General features: G+C 30.4%; 10 protein-coding genes. 1 reads left to right on the top strand and 9 read right to left on the bottom strand.

Going from position 1 to position 16684, the window contains the following annotated elements; genetic code table 11:
• Positions 1-180: 180 nt before the first annotated feature.
• The 8 genes from A7L45_RS08655 to A7L45_RS08610 all read right to left on the bottom strand — a co-directional run bounded on the left by A7L45_RS08655 (position 181) and on the right by A7L45_RS08610 (position 14050).
• A complete protein-coding gene (locus tag A7L45_RS08655) occupies positions 181-2541 on the bottom strand; it encodes an AraC family transcriptional regulator (protein ID WP_071612406.1) in 2361 nt (786 codons plus the stop codon).
• A gap of 160 nt (positions 2542-2701) precedes the next feature.
• On the bottom strand, positions 2702-5824 hold the full coding sequence (locus tag A7L45_RS24170) for a rhamnogalacturonan lyase family protein (RefSeq protein WP_071612405.1): 3123 nt from the start codon (positions 5822-5824) through the stop codon (positions 2702-2704).
• A gap of 18 nt (positions 5825-5842) precedes the next feature.
• Positions 5843-8047, bottom strand: coding sequence for an SGNH/GDSL hydrolase family protein (locus A7L45_RS22535; protein WP_084647403.1), 2205 nt, complete (start codon positions 8045-8047; stop codon positions 5843-5845).
• A 361-nt stretch (positions 8048-8408) separates the two neighbouring features.
• On the bottom strand, positions 8409-9392 hold the full coding sequence (locus A7L45_RS08630) for an aromatic acid exporter family protein (RefSeq protein ID WP_151553316.1): 984 nt from the start codon (positions 9390-9392) through the stop codon (positions 8409-8411).
• Between the two features lie 196 nt (positions 9393-9588).
• Positions 9589-11490, bottom strand: a complete 1902-nt coding sequence (locus tag A7L45_RS08625; RefSeq protein WP_071612404.1) for an FtsX-like permease family protein — start codon at positions 11488-11490, stop codon at positions 9589-9591.
• Positions 11477-12250, bottom strand: coding sequence for an ABC transporter ATP-binding protein (locus tag A7L45_RS08620; RefSeq protein ID WP_071612403.1), 774 nt, complete (start codon positions 12248-12250; stop codon positions 11477-11479). The genes A7L45_RS08625 and A7L45_RS08620 overlap by 14 nt, the downstream gene beginning before the upstream one ends.
• Before the next feature lie 109 nt (positions 12251-12359).
• Positions 12360-13229 (bottom strand): sensor histidine kinase, encoded by an 870-nt coding sequence (locus A7L45_RS08615; RefSeq protein WP_224616993.1) that lies wholly within the window; start codon positions 13227-13229, stop codon positions 12360-12362.
• A gap of 146 nt (positions 13230-13375) precedes the next feature.
• Positions 13376-14050 carry a response regulator transcription factor gene (locus tag A7L45_RS08610; protein ID WP_071612401.1) on the bottom strand — a complete coding sequence of 225 codons (675 nt, stop codon included), beginning with the start codon at positions 14048-14050 and terminating at the stop codon, positions 13376-13378.
• A gap of 190 nt (positions 14051-14240) precedes the next feature.
• On the opposite strand from A7L45_RS08610, the gene A7L45_RS08605 reads away from it, so the two are divergent.
• A complete protein-coding gene (locus A7L45_RS08605) occupies positions 14241-15032 on the top strand; it encodes a flavodoxin family protein (protein WP_071612400.1) in 792 nt (263 codons plus the stop codon).
• 193 nt (positions 15033-15225) lie between these two features.
• Here the strand turns inward: A7L45_RS08605 and A7L45_RS08600 are convergent, their stop codons facing one another.
• On the bottom strand, positions 15226-16425 hold the full coding sequence (locus A7L45_RS08600; RefSeq protein WP_071612399.1) for a MerR family transcriptional regulator: 1200 nt from the start codon (positions 16423-16425) through the stop codon (positions 15226-15228).
• Between the last annotated feature and the right edge of the window lie 259 nt (positions 16426-16684).

Here is a 16684-nt window from a genome sequence, read left to right as displayed (position 1 = left end):
CCACTTTTACAATACTTGTATATAATCATTTTTGCCAATAGGCTTTATTTTTGATAACATCCTCAAAGCCTTTATTTTGAAGACTTTCCTTATTTAAATTTACTAATTTACATTAAAATAAAATAAATAAAAGACAATAATAAAAGCTACCATCAAAAGTTATACTGATAGTAGCTTCTATTATTTAGCACAGTTCTTGATATTTAATGTTCTATACTCTCCTGGAGTTATACCCTCATACTTTTTGAAAAATCTAGACAGGCTTTGATCATTGTTATATCCTATACATGAAGCTATTTCTGGCAAACTTTTATCTGTATCCCTTAAATGTATTTTGGCTTCATTTATCCTTAATCTATTGGTATATTCTATAATTGTTTTTCCTGTATTTTCTTTGAATATCTTTCTTATATAAGAGTAGCTTATACCAATATATCTAGCCATACCTTCAAAATCTATATCCTTATGATAATTACTCTTAATATATCCTTCTATTATATCCATATATTCTAGACTCTCATTTGTAGATTTCTTTTTATATAAAATTATACGAGAATAAAAATCTTGTAGTAACAACCCTATATCCTCTAGTGTCTCCTTTGAAGATAATTTCTGATAAATATTATAGCCGCTTCCATAAATATAACTTATATTAGTATTATCATCTACAAGATATTTTATTGTACTACCTACAAGCTGATTAAAAATTTGTGTAATATTATCATAGGATATCTCTTCCATAGCTTTTATTTCTTCAATCATAGTTTTAACTTCCTTATCGATATCCACCATAGATCCTGCATTTAAGTAGTTAAAAATATGTTTTTCAATATTATACGGATAAAAATATTTGTAGTCCTTCCTTAAAGAGGATTTCCATTTAATCACACTTCCATAACCGTATAAAATTTTACGTTTTATCGCTTCGTTAGCCTCAAAATATGATAATGTTATTCCTGTTTTTTCACTATGACATTCCCCTATTCCAACCGAAATCGTATTGTCCATTACTTTTAATATTTCACCTTGCACTTCTTTAAATAATTCTTCTACTATTTTATAGGTTCCATCTTTGCTAAAAACCTCCATATTAATAATTACTGCAATTTTACTAACATCAAATAACACACTTGCATTTGCATAAGTTTTGTTGATTACTCCTTCACACACATTAATAATTAACATTTTCAAATAGTATTGTTGCTCCTGTGGATATTTCGCCAAAAATTCATCAAATCTATCGATTGCAATTATTGCACAAATAAAATTTTCATAGAAAAAATCATATTCAACTTGATTTTCAGAGTTAATATATTTCTGTAAGTTTCCTTTAAGTAAATCTAAAATATACCCCTGTTTTAAGTCTTTCTTATTATTCTCTAATATCCCATACATTGTATCCTCTTCTCTTGCCATGGCGCTAAAAGCATTAGAAAGAAGTTTCATTTCATCTTCTTTTAAATCAGTCCATTTATTTCTTGCTTTAACGTCTTGAACTAACTTATTAAGAGGGTTATAAAGTCTTTTTGCAACTATATAACAAAATCCTAGGCCTAAAACTATAATAAAAATAATAATTAAAATGATTTTGGTTGATAACTTATTTGCCTTTTCCATAAGGTTTGCAAGAGGATAAATTCCTACATAAATCCAATCATTAAATTGTGACTTATAATATGTAATAACTTTTTTTTCATTATCCACATTATCAATCATATACCCACTTACTTTATCAAAACTTAATATATTTTTAACATACTTTGTGCTAGAAATATTAGTTCTTACTAAGGACTTATTTTTATGTGAAATTATATTTCCTTTAGTATCTGTTATATAAATATAACCATCTCCTGAAAGGTCCCTATTATTTATTAATTTACTGAGCTCATCTTCATACATGTTAACAACTATTGCTCCATCCACTTTAGAGTTTATAGGTGCCAAAGGATATACATAGGATATAACAGGGGCCGTATTAGAATTTTCATTTTGTAATACATCAGTTTTAGGATTTCTATCTGAAATTATTCTATTTCCTATCCAATGTGGTTCCAAATTTATAGACCTAGCTTCCTTATAGGGTTTAATCCATTGGACATCGTTAAATTTGCTCATCTCCACAGTTCCGCGATTAGACGTGATAATATAATCCGCTCCATCAATATAAACATAAATTGTAGTTATTCTATAATTTGATGCTAGAATCTCATTTAATAATGTATAAACCTGAGTTACTTTTACTACATTATTAGCATCCGATTTAATGCTATTATAATTTTTTACAGTACTTAAATTATTAAGTACATCGCTTTGTGATATTCTCGCTACGTCTTTTAATATGCTGGTACTAAATAAAACACTTATGTTGTTAACCGTTTTCAAATTAATTTCAGCTGTACTACCAATTTCATTTTCCGAGTAACTAATCATGGTATAATTGAAAATAATTCCTGTAATAATTAACGGAATCACTAAAAAAAGAGTAAATGCAAAAAAAAACTTCACAATCATTGGAAATCTATTTACTGATATTTTTTTCATAAATATCCCCCTAAAACGTAACTTACATAACGTACTAATTATACCACTTAAACCCATATTATTACTAGCCCAAATTCCTGCATACTACTCCATAAATCCTCTTACACAAAATTAAAATAGCATACTGATTTTTTTATTAATCAATACGCTATTTAATAGGTTATTTTATTTTAACTTCCGTGCCTCCACGTGCCATTGTTATATTCGGTTGTGGTGGAGTTGTCATTCCACTTCCTAAATAATAACTTGTATGTGGTGGTTGATTGTAACCTGTATTTTGAAACGCAACTCCAAGTCTATAAATAGGATCATGCATTAAAGTAGGTAATTTAGTTTCCGTTACATCACTAGTAGCATAAATTCTTAAAGCACTACTATCCTCCGTTCTCCAAATTACTTCTTCTCTCCAATCACCAAACAAATCCGCCTGCAAACAAGGATTACCTTTTGTTCCATTATTAGAATTAGTACCCGTCGCAGTTAATATGTTTACAGATTTTTTATTAACATAATCCCATTTACTAATAGTTCCTGGACTTGCAGGGCCACCATATCCATTCCAATTATGATCAAGTAATTCTCTTTGTAAATCTCCATCCCACCATATAGCAAAGTTTGATGATGGTATCCCCTCAGATATTTTTTCTCCCTTAACAGTATAAAGTCCACCTGTACTGCTATTCCATGCGCCATCTACTGCCCAAATTTCTTCACCTATATAATTTGGATCAATATCTGCCGAAAGTCCTCTTCCTGTATCAATTCCTGATTTAACGCCGAAGAGAATTTTTCCAGTCCCAGCATCTCTTATATCCATTCCATAAGGTGAGCCTTTTTCTTCTTGAACTTGATATATCTCAAGTCCTGGATTAGTAGGATCTAAATCACCAAAATGCATAGCGTCACCATGTCCAAGTTTTGTAGTATAAAGAGCCTTACCATCTTGATTTATAACAGCAGCTCCTGTAATAATCTCATCCATACCATCTGCGTCAACGTCACCGACACTAACATTGTGATTTCCTTGACCTCTATACTCCGTGTACTTAAGACCATTTGGATCTACTTCATCAAACTGACTATCGAAAGTCCATTGCTTAACAAATTTTCCATTCTTAAAACCATAAGCAACTATTGCCATTCTAGTATAATAACCACGTTGCATTACTACACTTGGTGTTTTTCCATCTAAGTAGGCTACACTTGCTATAAAACGATCTCCACGATTTCCATAGGTATCGCCCCATTCATTAATATCAGTAGCAAAAGCTCCTCTTTGGGGTTCATATGCCTGGGTATCTAAAGCCTTGCCTGTTGCGCCCTCAAACATCGTGTGATATTCTGGTCCATCTAATATATAACCCTTTGCATTACTATAATCTTTATCTTCATCACCAATTATATTACCTTCTCCATCTATTGTACCATCTGCTGTCCGAGTAGTAAGTTCAGCTTTACCATCCCCATCAAAGTCATAGACCATTATGTCAGTGTAATGAGCCCCTGATCTTATATTTTTCCCTAAGTCTATCCTCCACATAAAAGTTCCATCTAATTTGTAAGCATCAATATAAGTGTTACCAGTATATCCTGCCTGCGAATTATCCTTAGCATTAGTTGGTGCCCAATTTAGAACTATTTCATACTTGCCATCGCCGTCTAAATCAGCAACACTAGCATCATTTGCTGTATAATCATAGATTTCACCCGCTTTATTAATCCCTGCTGCTGGTTTTCTAATTGGGAGCTCCTTATAGTTATTTTCCCAGGCAGTTACCGTTTCCGATTGTGATTCTTTTGATTTTCCACCTATAGTACGAACATAATATTTTGAAGTTGTAGTTCCTTTTGCATCTAAATAATTTGTGCTTGATTTTATGGGTTTACTATTTATTTTAACATTATCTCTATATACATCAAATTCTAAATTTTGTGCTTCTGTGCCAAGTAAACGCCAACTAACTAGGACTCCATTAGCTGCTTTTACCGCATTTATTCCGCGATCAATGTTTTCCATTTGACGTTTTAAGACAACCTTAGCCCCTACAGTTAATGGATTAACCTTAGAAGATTCTCCTCCCGCATTTACTGCTACCACCTTATAATAATAAGTTGCGCTGTCTACACTTTTTTCATCAACATACTTATCTTTATTTGTACTGCCAACATAGGTATATTTCATATCTTTGTATAATGATTTGTATATATTATAAGATGTTGCATTCTTTAAAGCATCCCATGTAAGTTTTAACTTATCCTTGCTTTCATATTTATACTCTAAGTCTTTTACTGCTTCAGTTAAAATAGTTACACTGCTATCTGCTAATTTTCCTGTAACTTCAGTAGATTTTAATGACTCTCCATTTTCATCTATTGAAGATACTTTATAAAGATACTCAACCCCTACAGCTGCTTTTGTATCCTTATAAGTTACATTTGTAGAAGTTCCTATTTTACGGTAAGCATAATCCACCTTTGCCGCTCTGTAAACATTGTAACCAGTTGAACCAGTTACTGTTGCCCAATTTAAATTAATAGCTGCCTGACTATTAACTGAAAGTCCTGTTGGAACCGCTCTAAATGTAGCTGTAAGCTTTGCAGCTATAACCTCTGATAATGTTGATTCGCCACTAATATTCACAGCTGACACTTTATAATAATACATTGCATTTGCAGCGCCTACATTACTATCTATATATAATCCATTAGTTGAGGTACCTATCTTAGTGAAAGTACCACGTTCACTAGTAGATCTATACACATTGTAACTAGTAGCACCATAAGTGTATGTCCAGTCAATTCTCACTTTATATATTCCATTACTTGCTACCATAGAATTTAATTTGAGTCCTATTGGAGTAGATGGTTTATGAATAACCTTCTTTGTAGTTACTTTAACTGCTGCTGTTTTTTGTGATTCTCCAATATAATTAAATGCAGCGAACTTATAAAAATAGTCCTTATGTGCAGTTAAATTTGTATCTTTATAATGGTAATCATTATTGGCCTTTGTAGCCTTTCCTAATAATGCATAAGTACCATCTTTAGCATCAGATCTATATACATTACATCCTATTGCCAAACTAGTAGAGCTACTTGTTAATTGGACTACAGACCAACCCGCTTTGTCTACTATAACTTTTGATGGCACTGCTGGAACTACAGTTAACGCCTCTGGAACTGAAAGTGAACTAGCCGCATGCACACTTTCCATTGGAAAAATACTGAAAATGAAGAAAAATAAAATTAAAAAGCTAATTGAATTAATTTTTTTTCTAAACATTTATTGCCCCCTAGTGTTTTATTTTTTAAGCTCCGATGCTACAATACTAGCAAGTTTTATAGCTCCTGCGCGATTAGGATGTAAACTATCACTCATAAAAAGCTTAGCTGTAGCTTCTTGACCTATTGCTGTATAATACTTCGAGCTTAAAACATTAAGATCTATTAATGGAACTTTTTCCTCATCAGCCAAAGCGACTGTTGAATGTCTATACCATTTGTCTACAGCAGAGTGTACATTATTTAAATCAAAATCAGTTGCCTTTCCTTGTGAAGTTACGAGTACTACCTTTGCACCTTTATCTTTCACCTGTTTAATCATATCACGCATAATTTCTTTAAATTCCGCTTCTGTCTCATATTTTGAATCATTAATACCAAATTCTAATATAAAGCAGTCTCCTTTTTTTATATATTTCATTATAGATTCAAATTGTCCATCATCGCGAAATCCTCTTGCAAACTGTCCACCTGTAGCCATATCTCTAATTTGATATTCCTTATTACTTAGGAATTGTGGCAACATCTGCCCCCAACCACACTGCAAACTAGTACCAATTGGATAATAGTTACATACGGTAGAATCTCCACTAATGTATATAGTCTTATCTGTTTTTGACTTATCTGATATCTTTCTAATTTCAAGTGCACTTAACGTAAATGCTTTGCCTGCCTTACCTTCCGTCACAAGTATATTTAACTGACCATCTGTAATAGGAATCTGAAATTTATCAGTAGCACCGTTACCTGTCATATTCATTACTTGATAAACACCCTCTGCTGCTACACTTGTTCTTGAGGTATCCCCTAACGTCACCGCAACCTCATAAAGTCCATTTGGTAGATCTACATTAAATGTATTTGAACTTTTTGTGCCAAAAGTTAGGAACTGAACTGCATCACTTCCTGCCCCGCTACCAGCTGCTGTAACATTTTTCATATTTACCGGAGTATTAAAACCATAACCCACAGATGGATTGTATTCTAGTGATGCACTGACATTTGTATAACCTGGCTCTGCCACGCTTCCAAAATCAAACTTGTAATTTATTTGTTTTTCATTTGGATTCAAATTTTTAACATATTTTGAAATTGGTATATTAAGCGCTTTAATTTTTTGCGTAGTCATACTTGCAATCATATTTGCTCCAGCTTGCGTAAAATGAGTATAATCTGTTCCATTGGATGATACTAAATAATTAGGAAATACAGTGTCATATCCAACTGAGGTATAATAATCGATGCAAGTGTTCATCATATCAATTATTGGTGTGTTTGTTTCAATTGCTACCTGCTTCATTGCAATCACATAATCCGGAAAATCATTTACAAATACTCCATTTTTGTAATTAAGCCTTGCTACAGGCGTAATCAATATAGGAATCGCTCCCATATCACGGGATTTTGTAATATATTGTTTAAGATAATCCTTATAAGTAGTATATGGATCTGTATGACGAGCGGGAATATACGACGCATCATTATGACCAAATTGGATAAATAGGTAATCTTTTGGCCTAATTACGCTTAAAATAGCATCCAGCCTGCCCTCAAGAATAAATGATTTTGAGCTTCTTTCACCTATAGCTCTGTTATCAAACATCACCTCTCTACTAAAATATTTTTCAATACATTGCCCCCATCCTGTTTGTGGCGCAAAGCTTGTACCATAGGTCTGCGCAGTTGAATCCCCAGCAATATAAACCATAGTGGGTGAATTATTTTTGAATGCACTGCCTGATACTTTAAAATCACAAATGCTTGCATAATCATTAGATGGAACATCTAAAATAATAATTTTCACATACCTTGCAAGGCCATTAAAAATATCCTTTTGTTTTTGGATAGTACTGGTATTATTGCTTTTATCTATCCTTAAAGTCCAATGCAGATTGTCTGTAGACGTTTCCACTCTATACTTGTAAACAGTATTTTTTTGCCACTTCACTTCAGTTTCTTTAAGCTCATAAAGTCCTCCCAAATCCACCGTCCAGTAATGATTGTCACTTGTATCCGCAGCACTCCAATATGTTGACTGCTTGCCATCATTACCATTTGATGCACCATGCCCTAAAAGTTCACTATCAGATGTCGATGTTTTACCCATAGCAATATTGCTTGAGGCATATACTTTCTGGGGACTAACAAATAAACTTGTTGCAATAAAAATTACAATAATAATTATTGAAAATAATTTTTTAGATCTACCTCTTGATTGAATCATTTTCTTCACATCCCTTTATTAAGATTTTGATAATAAATAGATCTTTGATATTATATGAAATCACTTACGTAAGTGTTGTATACAATTTGTCTTTTCGTATCCTCTCTGAATTATACATACTATTCGCCAATTTTGTAAATGTTTACTTTTGATTAAAGCTATCATTTTTGTCACAATTATACATTACAATTGCTAAAACTCTTTGTATATCAACATTCCAGTTCACTATTTTGCCTGTAATAAAACAAAAACTTCCAATCTATATTACGACCTCTGAGATCGTAGTAATAACTAGAAGTTTTTGCGTGTTTTGTACCTTATATTTATAGTTGTTATTCAATCTACTATTTACATCTATGTATCAATATATATTTCTAAAAAGCTCTTTAAATTCCTTTTTAATAATTAAAAAATCTCCTAAATCATTTAAAAATTGAAATAATAATGCTCTAGCTTCGAATTCATTTCTGTCCTTTGGTAGTTCCATGGCCCCATAATTTTTTCTAAGTAGTTCTAGCTTATTAATAAGTCCAATACAATCATTGTCTTCATGAATATTTACTGCAACATCATTTGTGAACTCTGCCAATATTGTAGTTTGTTCATAGGTCATATAAACTCTGGAAAAATGCCTTTTCATTCTTTTTATAGCATCTAATTGTAGCATTCTCATATCGATATAACTTCCATAATAATCCTTGCTTTTAAACAAATTATTATTATTTATTCTTTGTGCCATTAATTTAGTGTTTACAATTAGTTTTTCAACTGTTAAAAGTACATTTTGTTCATAAATCGGCACCGCTTGGGTGACTAAGCTAGCAGACATATCTGATAAAATCAATCTATATTGTTCTTCTATCTTCGCCTTATTTTTTTCAAAATCTTCCTCTAAAGAAGCAGTATATAAATTAAATATCATTGCAACACCAATGCCTATTATAGTTAACTTTGCTTCATTTATAATCCACAAAATATTAATATTTGTACTTATTAAAAGATGTGTTGATAATACTGCACCAATAACCATCCCCTCGGTGGTTTTTGAAATATTGGTTAACGGTATAAATATAAGTAAAAACAGTCCAAATATCATAGGATTATTTCCAAGTAGTGCATATAACGTAAAAGATAAGAGTATAGCCACAGTGGATGATATTATTCTTTTACCTGCAACTAATAGTGCCTCTTTCTTAGTATCTTGAATGCTTAATATCGCAATTATACCTGAAGTTACTCCAAATTCTAATCCTATATAATTTGATAGAGTAATTGCTATAGTGGCAGATAATGCTATCTTAAATGTTTTTGATTGTACAGTTTTTATTTGAAAGTTTTTCATCATTCCTTAATTTTTCTCCTTTCCACTTCACTCTTAGTCCTTGTAGTCTAGCGATTATAGTCTTATTATATCACTGAAATTCTATTTAATTGATTTTTACTTCTTCTCATAAAATTAAAAAGCATATATCACTCCACTATTAGGAATGATATATGCTTTATAATTTTGCATTTTGTAAGATTCGAATTTAAGTTAACTTCTAGTTACTTACAATTTTAATATAGGCTTTTAAAGTTATTAAATAATATATACTATAAAGCACTGCATAAACCAAAATTATAATAATAAACTCTTTAGTAATATTAACTGCAACCATTTTTCCAATTGGAATTGAAGCAGCAAAAGTATTTATAGTTGCCACAACGAAGGGTATTCCAAATAAAATCATGAGTTCCTTTGAGATAGCTTTTGTTATTTCAGCTTTGCTAGCCCCTATATTTTTAAGAATTATGAATTTGTTTTTATCCTCCGAAGCTTCCATACACATTTTAAAATATATAATACCTCCTGTAGCTGTAACAAATATCAAACCAATGAATAATCCAATAAAGGCCAATATGCCCATCATTTTTATGCCATCCATAAAATTTTCATAGAAGGTTAAAAGTTTAGTTTCTTGCGGTATTACAATTTTTAAATCCTTAATAAAATTTTCTGAAAGGAAATCATTATTAAGCATATATCCCGTTACTTTATAGGTATTCTCTTTAGAAATTGTACTTTTAATTTGAGAGTAGACACTATCCTTAACAATTAAAGTTGGTTTAGAGTCATCAATTGCCATAAAGCTTTTCTTATAAGTATCGGTTATTTTTAGATTATAGTCACTACCTCCGCCAGATAATTTAACCTCTTTACCAATTACACTTTTATCTGAAACAAAATTGGCTACTTGAACGAAATTACAATCCATATCATTTTTTAAATTTATTTTCATGTCCGATTTTTCATGACTATTAATTTCATTAAATTTACTCTCGTTTAGAACTAAAAATTCATGATTGCCAAGCAAGAAATCTTTAGTTTTTACCTTGAAAAATTCCATATTGTCTTTATATACAACTGAAATTTCTTTGTGATTTTTAATAGTATTCTCAAATATTTTATCTGTATTATTAGTACCATTTGCATATTCTATAGAAAATGGTCTCATATTTCTTGAATTTTCTTCAACTTTATTAAAAAAACCAAAGCAGAAAATCGATGCGCAAAGTGCTACACTAGTAGTAATTGCTATTACACTTAGGGTACCTACATTACCTTTATATCTATAGTAAAGCTGTGAAATATATATAAGTTTTGTTCCTTTAAAGAGACTTTTTTCATTCTTTTTACTAATATAAATAATTAAAGAAGTAAAGCTTGTAAAAAATAATATAGTTCCGATAACAACTAACAATACTACTATGGGAGTTAGCAAAATATTAGCAGCAAGATTTCTAATAGCAATATAATATCCATAGCCTAAGAAAACTATAGAAAGAATGCTAATTATCATGGTTAAATGGGATACTTTTAAACCTTTTTCAGCTTTTTTTGATGAATTAAAAAGATCTATAAGGTTATCCCTGTATATAAGCTTAGAACCGTGAATACTAATTATTATAAACATAGCTCCAAATACTATCGAACAAAATTTTAAAGCTTCCAAACTAATCTGAAAAGACACATCACCTGTAACTCTTATCATTACATATAATAGCATTATAAAAAATTTATTGAAAATCAATCCTAAAATAATTCCGCTGCAAAAGGCAAAGGCTATAGTTATAAGATTTTCTATAATATTTAATTTTACTACCTGCTTTTTAGACATGCCTAGTAACATATAAGTTGCGAATTCTTTTTTCCTTGACTTTATAAGGAAAGAATTAGAATACCATATAAAAAATGCTGAGAAAGCTGCAATCATATATGCTGCTATGATAAATACAATCATAATGCTTTTCATGTTTCCTAGTTTGGCTTTTACATCTTCATTATATACAATAGACATAAAAAGATATAATACAAAAACGCTGAAACTAGAGCTTAGAAAAAATGTCCAGTAATTTTTAAAATTTTTCTTTATATTGTTTACAGCCATACTAATTAAGGTCATCTGTATCTCCTCCTATGACTGAAAGAATCTTTAATATATTCTGATAGAAATCCTTCCTTGATTTATCCCCTTTATAAATTTCATTAAATAGTTTACCATCTTTAATAAATATAATTCGCTTACAATAAGATGCTGCAAAGGCATCATGAGTAACCATAATAATTGTAGCTTTATTTTTATCATTTAAATTTTCGAGGCAGCCTAGTAATTCTTTGGAAGCTTTAGAATCTAGAGCTCCTGTAGGTTCATCAGCAAGTACCATAGAAGGTTGCGTAATCATTGCCCTTGCAGCAGCTGCTCTTTGCTTTTGTCCGCCCGATACCTCATAAGGATATTTGTTTAATATATCATTAATTCCAAGCTTAATACTTATTTCTTGTAACTTTGTCTTTATAGTCTTATAAGGAGTTTTCGATAAAGCCAAGGGAAGTACAATATTTTCCTTTAGCGTCATAGTATCAAGTAAATTAAAGTCTTGAAAAATAAACCCTAGTTTTTCCCTTCTAAACTTAGACAAATTTGGCTCCTTTAGCTTGGTTATGTCATCACCGCTTATTAAAACACTTCCTGAAGTTGGTTTATCAATAGTTGATATTACATTTAAAAAAGTTGTTTTTCCTGAACCAGATGGTCCCATTATTGCTACAAATTCACCATTTTCTACTTTCAAATTTATATTATCAAGTGCTGTATATTTTACACCTCCAAATTTTGATCCGTAAACTTTTCTTAGATTTTCTATTTTTAACACTTCTGTCATTATAAAGACCCCCGTAATATTAATTTATTTTGAATATGTTTTACACTCTTAGTATACAAAAAAGCAAAATATACCGCCATTGCTTCGGCTTACATTTTGCTCTTTCAACTTACATTTTTGTAACATCATAATAATTATCCCATTTCAAAAAATGAATAATTACTTTGGTACCTTTACCATATTCTGACTCCAGGGTAATATAATGACCAAGTTTTTTAGCAATCTTTTGTGAAAGGTACAAACCCATTCCACTAGCTTTCAAGTTTTCGTTTCTTCCATTAAACCCTGTAAATGACTTTTTAAACAATCTATTTATATCTTCACTTTTAATACCTATTCCAGTATCCTCTACTATTAATAAAACTTCTTTTTCGGCTTCAGTATGTTTAAATATTATACTTCCACCATTACTTGTATATTTTAATGAATTTGATAGGAGCTGATCAATTATGAAAAGCAACCATTTTTTATCAGTATCTATAATAAGTGTTTCAGGGACTTTATTTATTAATTTAATGTGTTTTTTTATAAATATAATTGAATGTTTTTTAATGCTTTCTTTAATTAATTTATTAATACTTACTTCTGAAAGAATATAATCCTGTGAAAAACTATTACTTCTAGAATAGCAAAGCACCTTTTCAACATAATCATCAATCTTTTCAATTTCTTCCTTTAATGAATCGCAGCCTTTCTCCTCACTCTCAAGCAGTAACTTTGAGGTGGTAATTGGCGTTTTAATTTCATGAACCCAAGCAGTCATAAACTCTGCATTTTCTTTGAAATCTGTTTCCGTGACCCTTGCCATTTTCATGAAATCTTCATAAATCATCTGAATTATCTGAGCATATATTTCATCTCTATAATCCATCGGACTAGGTAAAATAGGAGTTTTATCCTCTGAATCTTTTACAAATAAAAGCTTTTTAATATGTTGGAATTGTACATAATAATCTATACTGATATAAATTATTAACATAAAAAAAGAAACGAATATAATATAAAGAACATTAGAAGTAAGTACTCGGTTTTGTCTGTCAAAACATATAGTTAATAAAATAAAACCCATGAGAATAAAATAAAATACTAAGAGCCTAAGGTTTTCCTTTAAATATTTAGTAAACCTCATTTAATAACATATCCTTGATTTATAATAGTCTTAATAAAATCTATAAGACCAATTTCCTTTAGCTTTTTTCGGAGTCTATTTATATTAACTGTTAGTGTATTGTCATCGATGAAATTTTCATCCTGCCAAAGTTCTTGCATTATATCCTCTCTACTCACTATGTTCTCATGTTTTTCCATTAATATGTATAGTATTTTAAATTCATTTTTAGTTAGTTCAATTGATTTTTCATTGAAATATAACATGTTATCTTTTAGTGATATCACAACTCCTTTATAATCAATGGTATCCATACTTGTATCTCCATAAGAATAGGTTCTACGTAAAATTGCATTTATTTTTGCCATAAGTATATCCATTGAAAAAGGTTTTGTAATGTAATCATCCGCGCCCATATTCACAGCCATAATAACATCCATATTTGTACTTCTAGAAGATAAAAATATAACTGGCACCTTAGAAATGCTTCTAATCTTATTACACCAATAAAAGCCATCAAAAGCAGGCAGATTTACATCCATAAGGACAAGTCCCGGATTTATCCTAGCGAATTCTTCAAATACATTATTGAAGTTATCAACTGCATAAGCCTCAAACCCCCACTTGCCAAGGGATTTTTTTATTATATCCCTGATTTTCTCTTCATCTTCAATTACTAATATTTTATACATAACATCCCCCCTAAGTAGTTTTGCAAAATATCATGACTGCTGCAGTTCTTACTTGGCTACAAGTAACAGTTGCATTTGTAATTAATACTTCAGATATAATGTACATTTCATACTAATTATACTATAATAATCTTTAATTGGATATAACTGTTACCCCTGGGGTAAATGGATGTATTGGAGGTAATGCTAATTGAAGATACTAATTGTTAATGGTAGTGCACATAAAGGAAACACATGGACACTTGTGGAAATAATAAAAAAACATATGCAAGAAATTTCACATAATAAAATAGTGTTTGACGAGATACATTTGGCAGAAATAAATCTCCCCTTTTGTATCGGATGTAGTTCATGTTTAATTAGAGGAAATAAAAGTTGTCCTCATCACTTGGAAGTACAAAAATTTATTGATAAAATCGAAGAAAATGATGCCACAATTATTGCGAGCCCTTGCTATGCCAATCATGTGACTGCATTGATGAAGAATTTTATAGATCATTTAGCTTTTAACACTCATAGACCAAAATTTTTCAAAAATAAAATGTTAGCAATATCAACTGCAGGTGGGAGTGGCGCTAAAAAATGCACAAAATACTTACGAGAAACTTTTATGTGCTGGGGATTTAATCATGGATATGAACTTCCAGTTATATCTAATAGCTACGGAGGATATAATCCTTCCCCAAAAGTAGTTAAAAAGGTCAAAACAATTGCTAAAAAATTCTATATGAATGTCTCTTGTGGAAAATTATATTCTCCAACATTTGTGAGTTTGTTAGTTTATAATATTTTTCGTGGGATGAGCCATTCTGGAACTGAGGGTGAATTTTATGACAATGAGTATTGGAAAAAGACTGGACTAGTTGATGTTTCCTATGCAACGGAAATACCCCTTCCATTATACAAACATGTTTTGGGGAATATCATATATTCCATTTCGAAGAAAATAGCTAAAAAGACAAAAGTAACTTACAAGAAATAATAACCGTTACCCCTGGGGTAAATGGATGTATTCTTTCCAGTACCCAGAATGATTAAGAGAAAAATAAAATGACGTGAAACCAAAATTCACGTCATTTTTCATGCTCTATACCCTCATTCAAATTTAATATATATAATAAATACTTAACTTCATATATTGGTATCTAATTGAGAATAAATAATACTTTTATCCATTACTTATTATTTTCAGCATAAAATTTTAAAGCTTCCCCAATAAATTTAGATGCACCACTTCCACCATATTTCTTGTCCATTACTTTTATATACATAGGATTTGACAAATAAAGTTCTGCTGTATAACCCCAATGATTTTCTCCCTCATCAAATTTTAAATATTCATTCATTTTTCGGTTCTCATTTACTATTTCAGAAACAATTTGTTGAATCTCTTTTGAAGTAGTGTCTTTACTTAAGTCAGATCCAAGTTTTTTATATAGTGTTTCTATTTTAGGCTCATAATCTCCCAAATAAATTTTTAAAGCTTTTCCCATAAATTTAGACGAACCCTCTCCATATTTTTTATCCATTGATTCTATCCATGACATGCCCCTTCCATCATAGTTTTTTTCTAAGCCCTTAGGAAATTCCAACAAAAGTTTCACCATAATGTTCCAATAATAATCTCCAAGTTCATTTTTAAAAACTTCATAATCTCTTTTAGCTATACCCGTTATTTCACCCGCAATATCTTGAATTTCAACTGAAGAAGGATTTTTACTTAAGCCTTCTGTAAGTTTTTTATATAGCTCTTTTAATTTAGGATGTCTATCATAAAGACAATCTTTTTTAAAATCATCAATTTGGTCTGCTTTAGTCATTGCATCACTATTAAAATTTTTCTTCATAGATTCAACATATTTTTTTATACTTCCATATTCTTTTATAGCCATTTTAGCAATTTCAGTTTCTTTAGATTTACATGTTTCAATAAATTCATCATATTTATCTATATTACCCCAACTTTTAATTATAATATCTTTGTGCTTAGTTTTAAAACCCTCTAGTGCATTATAATATTCACTCATATCAAATTCTTTAAAACTCATTGTGTTTTCTCCTCTTAATGTTTTATTTACAAGCTCTATTAAACCATTTAATCTGTTACGTTTTAAAATAAGCAACTTTTCATGACTTTTTAGTGATTGCATTTTATCAAAGTGGGCACTAGCCATGATTTCTTTAACTTCTTTCAAAGGTATATCAAGTTCCTTAAAAAATAAAATTTGTTGCAAGGTTTCAAGAGCTTCATCGTCATAAAGTCTGTAACCTGAGTCTGTGAAATTACTTGGTTTTAACAATCCTATTTTATCGTAGTAATGTAGCATGCGCACACTTATTCCTGTCAAATCCGAAACTTGTTTTATTGTTTTCATTGCTGCACCTCCAACTTTGATTTTAAAGCTATCAATACTGCCAGACACTCCGCCGGCTATGAGTTTTTGTCAATATACTTAAGCTCTATTTTTATATTACACTATGACACTGTGTTAGGGTCAACACTTTTTTATAATTTTTTTATGAACATCTAATTTAGTTAGACAAAATAATTTAATTCACTCCATATAATAAGATGTAAGAGCCTAAGTGAAAAATATAATTATATGATTTAACATATTAAGGCAGTCTATTAAT

The sequence above is a fragment of the Clostridium estertheticum subsp. estertheticum genome, from assembly GCF_001877035.1.
Classification (GTDB): Bacteria; Bacillota; Clostridia; order Clostridiales; family Clostridiaceae; genus Clostridium_AD; species Clostridium_AD estertheticum.
The sequence above is the reverse complement of the archived record's forward strand: the minus strand, read 5'-3'. Positions and strand labels throughout refer to the sequence as shown.

Excerpts from the sequence above, each read along its gene's own strand:
- A7L45_RS08600 (WP_071612399.1), bottom strand. The coding sequence starts at position 16,425 with ATGAAAACAATAAAACAAGTTTCGGATTTGACAGGAATAAGTGTGCGC.
- A7L45_RS24170 (WP_071612405.1), bottom strand. The coding sequence starts at position 5,824 with ATGTTTAGAAAAAAAATTAATTCAATTAGCTTTTTAATTTTATTTTTC.
- A7L45_RS08655 (WP_071612406.1), bottom strand. The coding sequence starts at position 2,541 with ATGAAAAAAATATCAGTAAATAGATTTCCAATGATTGTGAAGTTTTTT.
- A7L45_RS08615 (WP_224616993.1), bottom strand. The coding sequence starts at position 13,229 with ATGTTAATAATTTATATCAGTATAGATTATTATGTACAATTCCAACAT.
- A7L45_RS08610 (WP_071612401.1), bottom strand. The coding sequence starts at position 14,050 with ATGTATAAAATATTAGTAATTGAAGATGAAGAGAAAATCAGGGATATA.
- A7L45_RS08630 (WP_151553316.1), bottom strand. The coding sequence starts at position 9,392 with ATGATGAAAAACTTTCAAATAAAAACTGTACAATCAAAAACATTTAAG.
- A7L45_RS08620 (WP_071612403.1), bottom strand. The coding sequence starts at position 12,250 with ATGACAGAAGTGTTAAAAATAGAAAATCTAAGAAAAGTTTACGGATCA.
- A7L45_RS22535 (WP_084647403.1), bottom strand. The coding sequence starts at position 8,047 with ATGATTCAATCAAGAGGTAGATCTAAAAAATTATTTTCAATAATTATT.
- A7L45_RS08625 (WP_071612404.1), bottom strand. The coding sequence starts at position 11,490 with ATGACCTTAATTAGTATGGCTGTAAACAATATAAAGAAAAATTTTAAA.